This is a genomic window from Burkholderia sp. MSMB1589WGS (assembly GCF_001636105.1).
Taxonomy (GTDB): domain Bacteria; phylum Pseudomonadota; class Gammaproteobacteria; order Burkholderiales; family Burkholderiaceae; genus Burkholderia; species Burkholderia humptydooensis.
In genome coordinates, this window is record NZ_LNJT01000008.1 from 346,088 (window position 1) to 358,781 (window position 12,694).

Here is a 12,694-nt window from a genome sequence, read left to right on the forward strand (position 1 = left end):
ACGATCAAAGAGGAATAATTCGAGCGGCGAAAACCGGTTCGCGCGGGTATTGAAATAATTGCCGATAATGCCCGGATTTTGGCTGACATATTTTCGGGAAATCGGTTAGCGAGCGCTCGCAGAAAAAGCGCGCTGAAAAATGCAGCGAGAACGGTGCGCGCATCCGGCGGCTCGCGCGGCCGGCCAATCGTCGGATGATAGGCGGACGGATCGATTGGCCGATTGCGCGGCGCGACGGAAAGCGGTGCGAAGCGAATGCGCTACGGCGCGCTCATCGCCAGCCTTCGATCGAAAGCCCGCTGTGATGCGCGGCTTCTTCGCGCGACACGCGGCGCACCGTCTGGCCGAACGTCCAGACGTGCCGCTCCGGGTCGCGCGCGCGATACGTGCGGTCGCCGTAGAACTGATCGGCGGGCTCCTGCAGGATCACGGCGCCCGCGGCGCGGGCCCGTTCGCAATGCGCGTCGATGTCGGATTGGAGTTGCACATGCACGCACTGCGTATTCTTGCCGTCGAGCGACTCGGGGCTGACCGCGAAGTCGCTCCAGCCGCCCGCGCCGATCATCACGATGCCGTCGCCGAACGACATCTCGGCGTGCGCGATGCGCCCTTGCGCATCGCTGACGACGACGCAGCGCGCGAAGCCGAATGCGCGCTCGAGCCATTCGAGCGCGGCGCGCGGATCGCGGTAGAACACCGCGCTGCTCAACGACGGGCGATGGGACGTGGCATTCATCGGAACGGCTCCTCCGGAGTTGGCGAAGCACCACTGTCGTCAACGCCGCAGGCGGCGTCAAGCCATAAATTCGGGCTCCGTCCCTTACCCGTGCGCGACGCGGCGCGGTGCCGGAACCGTTAGAAGCGCGTGCGCAGGCCGACCGCCGCGACGACCTGATTGCCCGTCGACGACGCGCCGCCCGCGGTATTGATCATCGCGACGTAATTGCGGCCCGACGCGTGCTGGTACATCCCTTCGAGGTAGACGTCGGTGCGCAGCGACAAACGGTACACCGCCTGCAGATCGACCTGATGCCACTTCGGATCGGAACCGTATTTGACGGTGTTGTCGACGTGGCCGTCCGTGTACGTGTACGCGCCGCCGATGCTGAATGCGGGCGTCAACTGATACTTGCCGTTCAGTTCGTAGTTGTCGAAGCGCACCGTGCCGCCCGTCGAGCCGAACGACGCGGTGTTCTCGTATTCGGCGCGCGTGTAGACGAAGCCGACCGTCGCCGGGCCGAACGCGTAGTTCAGGCCGCCGCCGTACGAGCGCATCCGGTCCGCGCCGAGCGAGAAGCCGCCCTTGCCGTTCGCCGCCGATTCGACGATGTCGACCGCGCCTGGGCTGCCCGCCGTCGTCCCCTTCGAGCCGTTGATCTGCAGGTAGCCGGCCGCGACGTTCAGCGGCCCGCGCGTGTAGCTCACGCCGAAGCTGTATGCGCGGTTCGTCGCGAAATCGGTGCTGTTCGACATCGCGTACATGCCGCCGAACTTGAAGCCCGCGTACGTGTTGCTCGTGTACTTGATCGCGTTGTTGATCCGCAGCGAGTGGTTCAGGTTGTCGTTGTCGAACGGATGCGCGAAACTCGCGTCGCCGAACGTGCCCGCCGTCGCCGACAGCGGCGCGACGAAATCGACGAGCGAATCGTATTGCCGGCCGATCGTCAGGGTGCCGAAACGATTGTCGGACAGCCCGACGTACGCGAACCGGCCGAACAGCCGGCCGTCCTGGCCGAGCTTGCCGTTCTCGGCGTTGAAGCCGTTCTCCAGCACGAACAGCGCCTTCAGGCCGCCGCCGAGATCCTCGGCGCCGCGCACGCCGAAGCGGCTGCCGTTCACGGCGCCTGTCGTCGCCTGCACGAGGCCGCCTTGCGAATTGCCGCTCGCGACGTTGTTCGTGTACATGATGCCCGCATCGATCAGGCCGTACAGCGTGACCGAGCTCTGCGCGTGCGCGGCCGTCGCGGCCAGAACCCCTGCGGTTGCGGTTGCGCATGCAAACCGGATGTTTTTCACAACGAAACTCCTTGTTGATTGGAATGAAACGACTCGATCCGACGACGGTCGAGTTTAGGGATTCGTTCGCTCCGGATCTGCGGCCCGATGCGCAGCGCTTCTTTGCGCAGGCCGGAACGAACGGACACATTTCCGTCACGAAGCCTCGCCCCGATCGGCCGCGTGACGCGCGCCGCGCGCCCTTCAGTGTTGTGCAATCCGGAAGGCTGCGTGCCGGCGCGGCCGGTTTTTCCGCGTGCGGCGGCTGCGTAGACTTTGCCTCGTCAGTTCGGGGCGCCGAACCGCGAACTGCATCGAATCGAATCACACTGGAGGTCATCTTGAAATCGATCGTCGTCACCGCCGCCGCCGCCCTCGTGCTCGCCGCACCGGCCGTCTCGTTTGCCCAGTCGTCGAACGGCTCGCTCACGCGCGCGCAAGTCATTCAGGAACTCGTCGATCTGGAATCCGTCGGCTATCAGCCGTCGCGCGGCAACGACAACACCTACCCCGACGACATCCAGGCCGCCCAGCGCCGTCTCGACGCGAAGCGCCTCGCCGCACGCAAGGCGGCCGAGGCCGCGCACGGTCCGGCCGTCGCGGGCGCGGCACAAGCGGGCAAGCCCGCGGCCGGCGCGCAGTAAGCCGACATCGCTCGGGAGACATCGCTCGGGAGACATCGCTCGGGAGACATCGTTCAGGGAGACATCGTTCAGGGAGACATCGTTCAGGGAGACATCGTCGGTGAAGAGGCGGGCGCGCGATGCGCCGCCTCTTTTTTGCCGTCTCGCCGTCGCGCGGCCGCCCCCTCTCGATCGCGCGAACGAACGCCGCGCGTCGCCGAAGCCGAGCCCGCGACATGCGACATGCGACATGCAGGCGACATGCCGGCGCCGACATCGACGCATGGATCACTCAATGACTGAGCGCGTGCGCCGATTCGAGCCCGACGTCGAGCGCCCCGGCGATCGCGCTTTGCGTCGCATCGGACGCTTCCGCGCCGATCGCCGACAGCATCGCCTCGTCGCGCGCGATCATCTTCGGCATGTGAAAGCGCAGCGCTTCCACCCAGGTGCGCACTTTCGCGTCGATGAAGCGGCGCGACGGATAGAGCGCATAGACGTTCATCTTCTGCAGCCGATGCGCGGGCAGCACGCGCACGAGGTTGCCGCAGCGCAGGTCTTCGATCGCAGCATAGAGCGGCAGCATGCCGATGCCGATGCCCGCGCGGATCGCAACCGCGAGCGACTCGGCGGTGTTGGTCTGCACCGGGCCGTCGACCTTGATCTCCTCGGCGCCGTTCGGCCCTTCGAGCAGCCACTCGTTCGTCGGAAACGCCGGCGTGCGCAGCGTGAGGCACGCGTGCCGCGCGAGATCGCGCGGCGTGCGCGGCGCGCCGTGCGCGCGCAGATACGCGGGCGTCGCGCACAGGATGCTGAACGTCGAGCCGAGCAGATGCGACACCAGCTCGGAATCGGGCAGCGACGACGCGGTCACGACCGCCATGTCGCTCGATCCGTCGAACAGGTCGGGCATCCGCTGCGACAGCGTGAGCTCGATCGAGACGTCCGGATGCTGGCTGCGATACGCGGTGAGCGCCGGCAGCACGTAGTGCTGGCCGATGCTCGCGAAGCTGTGCATGCGCAGCACGCCCGCCGGGCGCTCGTGCGCGCAGCTCGCCTCCTCCTCCGCCTGATCGACGTCGGCGAGAATCTGCCGGCATCGCAGCAGGTAGCGCTCGCCCGCGGGCGTCAACGCGAGGCGCCGCGTCGAGCGGTTCATCAGGCGCGTGCGCAGCCGCGCCTCGAGCTCCGACACCGCGCGCGACATCGCGCCCGTTGTCGAATTCAGCGATTGCGCGGCCGCCGTGAAGCTGCCCGCCTCCACCACCCGGGCGAACACCCGCATGTTCTGTAGCGTATCCATTCCCGTCCGAAACGTATGTAGAGACGATATTGTCCTCCCGCAAGGACCGCACATTGTTGCTGCCACGGCAACTATGGTTTCCCTGTGGTCGCGTTAATGCGCGTGCGCGCGACTCCTACAATCGGCGCCTCTCCGGTCGGACTGGCATCGTCGCGCGAGGCCGGAGGCCCCCGATTCGCGCCCGCCAGAAGCACCGCCCACAGCCATGAAGCACGAGCCCGCGCTACAGCGATTCCTCATCGATCCGCAACGATGGCAGGGGCGGCTGCGAAGCGCCGTCAGGCTCGCGCGCGACTGGGCGGGCCACGACGGCCTCGTCTGGCTGCATCTCGCGAAGACGGTGGCGGCCGCGCTGCTCGCGATGGGCATCGCGATGCTGCTCGACCTGTCGCAGCCGCGGATCGCGATGACGACCGTGTTCGTGCTGATGCAGCCGATGAGCGGGATGGTGCTCGCGAAGAGCTTCTATCGCGTCGTCGGCACGGGCGTCGGGCTCGTCGCGGCGCTCGCGCTGGGGGGCCTCTTCGCGCAGCAGCCGGAGCTGTACATGGCGGGCATCACGCTGTGGGTCGCGGGCTGCATCGCGGCCGCCGTGCGCAACCGGCACTTCCGCTGGTACGGCTACGTGCTCGCCGGCTACACCGCCGCGCTGATCGGCCTGCCCGCGGTGATGGCGCCGAACACGCTGTTTCTGTCGGCGCTCACGCGCGCGGCCGAAGTCGCGGTCGGGATCTTCTGCTCGGGCGCCGTCAGCGCGCTCGTGTTTCCGCTCAGCTCGAGCGCTGCGCTGATGCGCACGCTGAACGCGCGGCACGCCGGCTTCGTCGCGTTCGCGGCGAGCACGATGGCGGGCTCGGTCGAGCGCCGCGATTTCGAGCGGCGCTTCGCCGACTTCGTCGACGGCATCGTCGGCTTCGAGGCGACCCGCGCGTTCGCGACGTTCGAGGACCCGCACATCCGCGCGCGCAGCCGCCGGCTCGCGCGGCTGAACAGCGAGTTCATGAACGCGTGCGCGCGGCTTCATGCGTTCCATCAGTTGCTCAGGCGGCTGCGCGCGAATCATGCGGCCGAGGTGCTCGCGGCGATCGCCCCGCACGTCGATGCGCTGTCGGACGTGCTGTGCGCGCTGCGCCGCGATCTCGCGCAGCCGCGCGCGGCGCCGTCATCGTCGCCCGCGCCCACGCCCTCGGTCGCGCTCGTCGAGCTGAGTGCGTATCTCGCCGCGCTGCCCAAGCGCGCGCGCGCGTCGCGACGCGCGGTCGAGACGCTCGCGCCCGCCGGCGTGCTCGACTTCGACACCGCGATCGAGCTGCTCTACCGCTTCGTCGACGAATTCCTCGGCTACGCGGAAACGCACGCGTCGCTCGCGCTCGACAGCCACGTGCTCGAACGCTCGATCACGCGCTACGCGGTGAAGACCAATCGCTACTTCGTCGGCTTCACGTTCCTGCGCACGCTCGTCGCGATGGGTGCGATGAGCGCGTTCTGGATCGCGTCCGAGTGGCCGAGCGGCGCGCTCGCGGTGATCGGCACCGCGATCGCGTGCGCGCTCAGCTCGACCGCGCCGCGCGCGAGCCGCTTCGTCGCGCAGATGGCCGCGGGCGCGGCGCTCGCGACGCTCGCGGGCTATCTGTACGTGTGCCGCGTGTATCCGAACATCGACGGCTTCCCGCTGCTGTGCGCGGCGCTCGCGCCCGTGCTCGCGGCGGGCGCGTATCTCGCGACGCGCCCGGGCAAGTCCGGCTACGGGATCGGCTTCGTCGTGTTCTTCTGCCTGCTCGCGGGGCCGGACAACGTGATCGTCTACGCGCCCGACGTCCTGATCAACAACGGGCTCGCGCTCGTCGTGTCGATGCTCGCCGCATCGATCGCGTTCGCGGTGGTGTTTCCCGCCGAGATGCCGTGGCTCACCGGCCGGATCGCGCGCGACCTGCGCCGGCAGATCGCGCTCGCGTGCGACGGCCCGCTGCAAGGGCTCGACCAGCGCTTTCAGTCGAGCTCGCACGATCTGATGTCGCAACTGCGCAATCTGCTGATGAAGCGCTCGCGCCGGCATCGCGACGCGCTGCGCTGGATGCTCGCGACGCTCGAAATCGGCCACGCGGTGATCGACCTGCGGCGCGAGATGCAGGCGTTCACGGCCGCGCAGCCCGCGCAGGCGCTGCGCTGGAGCGCGTTGATCGACGCGGTGCGCGAGGCGCTGCCGCGGCTGTTCGAGACGCCCGACGCGCATCGGCTCGCGCGTGCGCTGAAGTCGGTCAATCTCGCGATCCGCGCGGTCCGGCACACGCAGCACCTGTGGTACGCGGTACCCGACGAGCGCCGCCGGATGCAGCGCATCGTCAGTTGCCTGCACTTCATCCGCAGCGCGCTGATCGATCAGGACGCGCCGTTCAATCGGGGCTCGCGCGCCCGCGAACGCGTGCGCGCGAGCCGCATGTGACGCGCGAAACGATCGTTGTGCGAAATGGAAAGAAGCTCCCCAGGCCGGGCGATTAATCCCAACCCGACCGAGTCATATAGTTTCATCACCGTCGAGCAAGACGGCAAAACCCTCAAGGAGAAAATCAAATGAAGTCGCTGCAAATCGCCGTCGTCGCGCTGTCGCTGTCCGCCGTCATGGCCGCCGCTCACGCGCAACCCGCCGCCGCCGATGCGGGCCGGCAGCCGGCGAACCGCACCGAGGCCGTGCAAGCCGCCGGCCGCGTCCCCGCCGCTCATCAAGACCGCCAGGACCCGAACGCATGCGTCGGCCCGGTCAGCTTCTGCAACATCTACTTCGGCAGCTAAGCGTCGTGCGCGCCGCGCTCCCGATGGAACGGAAAGCTCGCATCGAGCTTTCCGTTCGATGACTTCAAGCTGTCAAAAACCTTTGCGAGACTGCGCGCTCGATTCACCGTCCGCGCAACGCTTCGACGAGCGGCGGTGCCCTCCGGCCGAACCAACCTCGCCCCTTCCGTTTCGATGAAACGCTGCCTCGCCCGCCGCCTCGCCCCGCTCTTCCTGTGCATCGCGCTCGCCGCCTGCGGCGCCGATGACGCGGACGACGCCGCCGCGCCGCCGTCCACCCAGCCGAACCCGACGCCGGACGCACCCGCGTCGACACCCGCCCCGACACCCGCCGCGCCCACCTACTACCAGACGAAGACGCCCTATCGGCCGCAGCAGAATGCGTCGAGCTACGAAGCGCCGCCCGCGGGCTACGCGCCCGTCTACACCGAGATGGTCGCGCGCCACGGCTCGCGCGGATTGTCCGGCTTCAAGTACGACGGCGCGATCTACGACATGCTGCAAAAGGCGGACGCCGAAGGCGCGCTGACGCCGCTCGGCCAGCAACTGAAGGCCGACACGTTCGCGATGATGAAGGCGAACGCGCTGCTCGGCTACGACGTCGCGGGCATCTCGACGCCCGGCTACGGCAATCTCACGCAGGCGGGCATCCGCGAGCATCAGCAGCTCGCCGCGCGGCTGCTGCAGCGGCTGCCCGCGCTGTTCGACACGGTCGCGGGCGCGGCGGGCGGCACGCCGCGCAAGATCGTCGTCGTCCACTCCGGGCAGGACCGCGCGGTCGACAGCTCGGCCTACTTCTCGGGCGCGCTCGTCGCCGCGCGCCCCGCGCTCGCGCCGGCGATCACGCGGCCGGGCGCGCCGGCCGGCTATCCGGAAGGCGCGCCCGTTGCGCAAGCAGCGGGCGTCAATCGCTTCCTGCTGTACTTCCATGCACTGAAGCCGTCGGTCGATCTCGTCGCGTCGACGACCGATCCGTATTACGCGACCTATCGCGACAGCCTCGCGTACCAGGCTTACGGCAGCGACGCCGCCGTCGCCGCGAAGCTCGACGCGATCATGCAGTCGCCGCAAACGTCGCAGGTCGCGCAAACGGTGCTCGCCGGGCTCGTGAAACCGGATTTCGCGGCGAAGCTCGGCACGGCGGGCTACACGTTCTCGAACACGGGCACGTACACGTTCGCGTCGGCGGACGCCCGGTTCGCCAACACGCTGAAGGGCGACGGCAAGACCAGGATCAAGTCCGCCGCCGACGCGGCGAACGTGCTGTACAACCTGCTGCAGGTCGCGCCCGCGATGACGGCCGAGACGGGCGGCGTCACGATGGAGCGCTACATCGCCGCGCCGCAGGCCGAGTACCTCGCGTATCTTCAGGACGCCGAGGATTTCTACGAGAAAGGCCCCGGCGTCGCCGAAGCGAATCCCGTCACGTACCGGATGGCGCAGGCGCTCGTCGACGATTTCTTCGGCGAGATCGACGCGATCGCGCGCGGCGACCTGACGAACGCGGCGAAGCTGCGCTTCACGCACGCCGAAGTCGTGATTCCGTTCGCGTCGATCCTGAAGCTGAAGAACGTGTTCGCTCCCGTGCCACAAGCGCAGACCTACACGTATGCGGACAATCCGTGGCGCGGCGAAACGGTGTCGCCGATGGCCGCGAACCTGCAATGGGACGTCTACCGCAACGGCTCGCGGCTCATCGTGAAGATGCTGTACAACGAGCGCGAGACCGATTTTCAGCCCGCTTGCGACGGCGCGCGAATCGCGCCCGGCAGCCGCTTCTACGACTACGCCGGCTTGCGCCGCTGCCACGGCTATAGCTGAGCGTCTCCCGCGCGCGGCCGCCAGCCGGTCTCGCGCAATGCATCGACGAGCCGCGCGGCGCCGAGCGCGTCGACGCGCACGCCGCGCGCCGCGAGATCGGTGGCCGCGACGAGCGCGTTGACGATCGCCTCCTCGACCGCTTCCGCCGCCGCGTCGAACAACGCGCAGATGTGCGCGTCGGCGACCATCCGCACGCCGACCGTCGTCGGGGCCGGCCGGCCGTAGCTCGCGATCGGCAGGCCCGTATTGCCGGTTGCGAACGCGACGAAGATATCGCCGCTCGAGTTGTCGGTGCCGCCGCCGCAGCGCGCGAGCCCGACGCCCGCGCGCTGCGCGAGCCGCGTGCACTGATGCGGCAGCAGCGGCGCGTCGGTCGCGAGCGTCACGACGATCGAGCCCATGCCGGCCTCGCCCGCCGCGCCCGGCGCGCCGAACGGCGAATGGAGCCCGCGCAGCACTTCGCCGACCGGGTAGCCCGCGACGCGCAGCGCCGCGCGCTGTCCGTAGTTCGCCTGCACGAGCGCGCCGACCGTCCAGCCGCCCGCCGTCTCGGCGACGACGCGCGACGCGGTGCCGATGCCGCCCTTGAACTCGTGGCAGATCATGCCGGTGCCGCCGCCGACGCAGCCCTCCTCGACCGGGCCCGTATGCGCGGCGGCAAGCGCCTGCGCGACGTGCCCGGCGCGCACGTGCTGCCCCCAGATGTCGTTCAGGAGTCCGTCGAACGTCTCCATCACGACGGGCATGCACCAGTACACGTGCTCGCGATCGCGCGCGCCGCCCTGCGCGCGCTCGGCGGCGACGAGCGCATCGCGCACGACGCCGACGCTGTGCGTGTTCGTATAGGCGATCGGCGTCGTCAGCAGTCCCGCCTCGCGAATCCATTCGAGCCCGGTCGCGTCGCCGTTGCCGTTGAGCACGTGGACGCCCGCGAAGCACGGCTCGTCACGCGCGCGCGCGGCGCGCGGCTCGATCACCGTCACGCCGGTGTGCGCCGACGCGTCGCCCGCGTCGACGTGCAGCGTGCAATGCCCGACCCGCACGCCGGCGACGTCGGTGATGGCGTTCAGGGGCCCCGGCTTGCCGCGGCCGATGCGAATGCCCAGATCTCGTGTGCGCATGCTGATGGTCCTCTCTTTCGGTTCGTTGCCCGGTTCGTTGCCCGGTTCGTCTTTCAGAGCTCGCGGAACGCCGCGCTGCGGCGCGCCCAGCGCGCGTAGGCCGCGAGCGAGACGGCCGCGAGCCCCGCGATGATGTACAGGTCGGTCGGCTTCGCCGCGGCGGCGATCGTCGTGTACAGCGTATATCCCGCGCCCGCGATCGCGACGATGGGCGGCAGCGGCCACCACGGCATCCGGTAATGATGATCGACGTCGCGCCGCGTCACGCGGCTCGCGAGCGCCGCGACGCCGACGGCGAGATAGATGAGCAGCAGCAGATCGACGGTGAACGCGGTCAGCTCGTCGAGGCTCGACACGAACACGAGCAGCGTCGACGGCACGGCGAGCGTGAGCGTGGCGATCCACGGCGATTCGAGGCGAGCATGGATGCGCGTGAACGCGCCGTTGCACGCGCGCGACCACAACGCATGGCGGCCGCTGCTGTACAGGAAGCGCCCGACCATGATGACGATCGCGATGATCGCGTTGAACACGGACAGGAAGATGCCGCCGCTCACGACGCGCGACACGCCCGGATTGCTGAGCGCGCGCACGACATAGCCGATCGGATCGGCGCTCTTCGCGAGCTCGACGAACGACGGCGCGCCGAGCACGATTGCGGTGAGCGGCACGAGCTCGACGACGAGAATCACCGCGAGCGAGCAGATCACCGCTTTCGCGATGTCGCGATTGCCGCCTTCGAGATCCTCGGCGAGAAACACGGCCGCGCCGAAGCCGTTGTAGCAGAAGATCGCCGTGCCGACGGCCGGCATGATCGCGGCGAGCGTCGCGGGCACGAGTGTTGCGCCGCTCGCGACGACCGGATGCACGAGCGCGAGCGGCGAGCGATGCGGCTCGGAGAAGCCGAGATATGCGATCAGCGCGAGCACGAGGATCTCGATCACGAGAAACGCGCCGGTGATCCATGCGTTCGTGCGGATGTTCAGGATACCCAACGCATAGCTCGCGAGCACGATCACGAGCGCCACCGACTGATTGCCGAACTGCGTGCCGAGCGCCGCGTTCAGATAGGGCGCGGCGCCGCTCGCGAGCACGGCCGGGATGAACACGTTGACGGCGAGCACCGCGACGAACGTCAGATAGCCGGGCAGCGCGCCGAACACGCGCTTGACCATCACGTACTCGCCGCCCGCGCTGCGGTGCGCGGCGCTCAACTCCGCATAGCAAAGCGCGAACGCGAGCGCGAGCAGCCCGCCGAGCGCGAACGACATCACCGCGCCGCTGCCCGCCTGCTGGATCGCGAACGGCGCGATCACGAAGATCGAGCTCGCGGGCGTCACGCCCGACACGGTGATCATCACGACGTCGCGCACGTCGAGCGAACGCGCGAGCGTCTCCGGCGCGGGCGCGCCGCCCGATGCGGCGGCCGCCGCCGCGCTCGAAGACTCCGATATCATCGCCATCTTGCACTCCTTTGCCGCAGGTTTTTGAACGCCCATACTCGGGCAACGCATGGCGCGCAGTCTAGGAAGCCAAATTGCGCGCCGCCATTCCCCCTTGGGGTTACGCCAAACCGGGGCGCACATGGATCGACTGTTCCGCGAAGTAGCGATGCATCAAGCGTTCGGACGCGCGCTCGATCACCTCGGCGAGCCGCGCTTCTGGCGCCTGCTGATTCTGTTTCTCAACGAGATGGTGCCGTTCGACAACGCGCTCGCAACCGCGCTCGGCCGCGACGGCGCGCCCGTCGTGCTCGACGAATACGACACGGGCGGCGCGAGCGGGCCGTCGCCCGTGCCGCTGTACCTGGACGGGCTCTATCTGCTCGATCCGTTCCTGCAGGCCGCGCACGACGGCCTCGCGGACGGCTGCTACCGGCTCGAGGAAGTCGCGCCCGATCTGTTCCGGCAGAGCGAATATTTCCTCAGTTATTTTCGCGACGCGGTCGGCGAGGATGAATTGCAGATCATCGTGCGCACACGGCCGGACGAGATGCTGTCGCTGTCGCTCGGCGCGCACGCGCGCTTCGACACCGATACGCTCGGCCGCCTCGCCGCCTGCTCGCCGTGGCTCTTCGCGGCGATCCGCCAGCACCGCCGGCTGCAGGGCGACGCGTCGCGCACGCGCGGGGACGACGATCTCGCCGAGCGCGTCGAGCGCGCGCTCGCGAGCTTCGGCGCGCCGTTGCTGACCGAGCGCGAGATGGCGATCGCGCGGCTCGTTCTGCGCGGCAACTCGTCGAAGGCGATCGCCGAGCGGCTCGCGATCTCGCCCGAGACCGTCAAGGTGCATCGGCGGCACTTGTATTCGAAGCTCGGGATCTCGTCGCAGCCGGAGCTGTTCTCGCTGTTCCTGCAGGCGCTCGGGCACGACGCGCCGCGCTGACGCCGCGCGGCGCGCGCGGGCCGCGTCGCGGCGGGCGGGCGACGATCGCCTTTCGTCCGTCGGCAAAACCGCCTATGGTTGGTAAGGGTGCGCAACGGGCGCGCCCGCCGGAACAAGGAGACAGTCATGAGAACCGCTTATGTCGCGTGCGCGCTCATCGCCGGCTTCGCGTCGGCCGCCGCGCTCGCCGATGCGCCCGCGATGCCGAGCGGCGGCATGCTGGTCGCCGCCAACGGCATGACGCTTTACACGTTCGACAGGGACATCCCGAATTCGGGCAAGAGCGCATGCAACGGCCCGTGCACGACGAACTGGCCGCCGTACAAGGCGAGCGCGACCGATCAGCCGGCGCTCGGCTACACGATCATCAAGCGCGACGACGGCACGCTGCAATGGGCGTACCAGGGCAAGCCGCTTTACTTCTTCGCGAAGGACGCCGCGAAAGGCGACAAGAAAGGCGACGGCTTCAAGGACGTCTGGCACGCGGTGAAGGAATAAGCGCGCGGGCGGTGCGGCGGGGATAAGCGGCGTGACGTCGCGTAATGCGGCGCAGCTTGCGCCTCGCGCCCGCCACCGCCGAAAAAGAAAGAAGCCCGCGTTTTGCGCGGGCTTCGAAACAGGCCGCCGACGCAACACGCCGCCGAACGACCTGGATA

Annotated in this window: 11 protein-coding genes and 1 pseudogene; 7 read left to right on the forward strand and 5 right to left on the reverse strand. The window is 68.8% G+C overall.

Going from position 1 to position 12,694, the window contains the following annotated elements:
* Positions 1-271: 271 nt before the first annotated feature.
* Together WT16_RS19565 and WT16_RS19570 are read right to left on the reverse strand one after the other, a co-directional pair.
* Positions 272-736, reverse strand: coding sequence for a VOC family protein (locus WT16_RS19565; protein ID WP_009914673.1), 465 nt, complete (start codon positions 734-736; stop codon positions 272-274).
* Between the two features lie 119 nt (positions 737-855).
* Complete coding sequence (locus tag WT16_RS19570) at positions 856-2,016, reverse strand: porin (protein WP_063534008.1); 1,161 nt, start codon at positions 2,014-2,016, stop codon at positions 856-858.
* Positions 2,017-2,033: 17 nt separating this feature from the next.
* Between WT16_RS19570 and WT16_RS35665 the strand changes: the two are divergent.
* A pseudogene (locus WT16_RS35665) lies at positions 2,034-2,268 on the forward strand (hypothetical protein).
* A gap of 68 nt (positions 2,269-2,336) precedes the next feature.
* Positions 2,337-2,639: a DUF4148 domain-containing protein gene (locus tag WT16_RS19575; RefSeq protein ID WP_015603033.1), complete on the forward strand. Its 303-nt coding sequence runs from the start codon at positions 2,337-2,339 to the stop codon at positions 2,637-2,639.
* Between the two features lie 271 nt (positions 2,640-2,910).
* On the opposite strand, the gene WT16_RS19580 is transcribed toward WT16_RS19575, so the two are convergent.
* Complete coding sequence (locus WT16_RS19580) at positions 2,911-3,921, reverse strand: LysR family transcriptional regulator (RefSeq protein ID WP_009914671.1); 1,011 nt, start codon at positions 3,919-3,921, stop codon at positions 2,911-2,913.
* A 205-nt stretch (positions 3,922-4,126) separates the two neighbouring features.
* Between WT16_RS19580 and WT16_RS19585 the strand changes: the two genes are divergently transcribed.
* From WT16_RS19585 to WT16_RS19595, 3 genes are all read left to right on the forward strand, one after another.
* The gene (locus WT16_RS19585; protein WP_063534009.1) at positions 4,127-6,364 is read left to right on the forward strand and encodes an FUSC family protein; all 2,238 of its coding nucleotides are present in this window, start codon (positions 4,127-4,129) and stop codon (positions 6,362-6,364) included.
* A 128-nt stretch (positions 6,365-6,492) separates the two neighbouring features.
* Entirely contained in the window at positions 6,493-6,711 is a 219-nt protein-coding gene (locus WT16_RS19590) for a hypothetical protein (protein ID WP_004195003.1), read from the forward strand.
* A 174-nt stretch (positions 6,712-6,885) separates the two neighbouring features.
* Positions 6,886-8,532 carry a histidine-type phosphatase gene (locus WT16_RS19595; RefSeq protein WP_063534010.1) on the forward strand — a complete coding sequence of 549 codons (1,647 nt, stop codon included), beginning with the start codon at positions 6,886-6,888 and terminating at the stop codon, positions 8,530-8,532.
* On the opposite strand, the gene WT16_RS19600 is transcribed toward WT16_RS19595, so the two are convergent.
* Together WT16_RS19600 and WT16_RS19605 are read right to left on the reverse strand one after the other, a co-directional pair.
* Complete coding sequence (locus WT16_RS19600) at positions 8,523-9,653, reverse strand: P1 family peptidase (RefSeq protein ID WP_063534011.1); 1,131 nt, start codon at positions 9,651-9,653, stop codon at positions 8,523-8,525. The genes WT16_RS19595 and WT16_RS19600 overlap by 10 nt on opposite strands.
* A gap of 53 nt (positions 9,654-9,706) precedes the next feature.
* Complete coding sequence (locus tag WT16_RS19605) at positions 9,707-11,116, reverse strand: APC family permease (protein WP_063534012.1); 1,410 nt, start codon at positions 11,114-11,116, stop codon at positions 9,707-9,709.
* A gap of 148 nt (positions 11,117-11,264) precedes the next feature.
* On the opposite strand from WT16_RS19605, the gene WT16_RS19610 reads away from it, so the two are divergent.
* The gene (locus tag WT16_RS19610; RefSeq protein ID WP_231755896.1) at positions 11,265-12,038 is read left to right on the forward strand and encodes a LuxR C-terminal-related transcriptional regulator; all 774 of its coding nucleotides are present in this window, start codon (positions 11,265-11,267) and stop codon (positions 12,036-12,038) included.
* 126 nt (positions 12,039-12,164) lie between these two features.
* Positions 12,165-12,536, forward strand: a complete 372-nt coding sequence (locus WT16_RS19615) for a secreted repeat of unknown function family protein (protein WP_015603055.1) — start codon at positions 12,165-12,167, stop codon at positions 12,534-12,536.
* Positions 12,537-12,694: the final 158 nt, after the last annotated feature.

Bases quoted from the DNA above. Each gene is read 5' to 3' on its own strand.
- WT16_RS19565 (WP_009914673.1), bottom strand. From the start codon at position 736: ATGAATGCCACGTCCCATCGCCCGTCGTTGAGCAGCGCGGTGTTCTAC.
- WT16_RS19580 (WP_009914671.1), bottom strand. From the start codon at position 3,921: ATGGATACGCTACAGAACATGCGGGTGTTCGCCCGGGTGGTGGAGGCG.
- WT16_RS19585 (WP_063534009.1), top strand. From the start codon at position 4,127: ATGAAGCACGAGCCCGCGCTACAGCGATTCCTCATCGATCCGCAACGA.
- WT16_RS19590 (WP_004195003.1), top strand. From the start codon at position 6,493: ATGAAGTCGCTGCAAATCGCCGTCGTCGCGCTGTCGCTGTCCGCCGTC.
- WT16_RS19595 (WP_063534010.1), top strand. From the start codon at position 6,886: ATGAAACGCTGCCTCGCCCGCCGCCTCGCCCCGCTCTTCCTGTGCATC.
- WT16_RS19600 (WP_063534011.1), bottom strand. From the start codon at position 9,653: ATGCGCACACGAGATCTGGGCATTCGCATCGGCCGCGGCAAGCCGGGG.
- WT16_RS19605 (WP_063534012.1), bottom strand. From the start codon at position 11,116: ATGGCGATGATATCGGAGTCTTCGAGCGCGGCGGCGGCCGCCGCATCG.
- WT16_RS19610 (WP_231755896.1), top strand. From the start codon at position 11,265: ATGCATCAAGCGTTCGGACGCGCGCTCGATCACCTCGGCGAGCCGCGC.
- WT16_RS19615 (WP_015603055.1), top strand. From the start codon at position 12,165: ATGAGAACCGCTTATGTCGCGTGCGCGCTCATCGCCGGCTTCGCGTCG.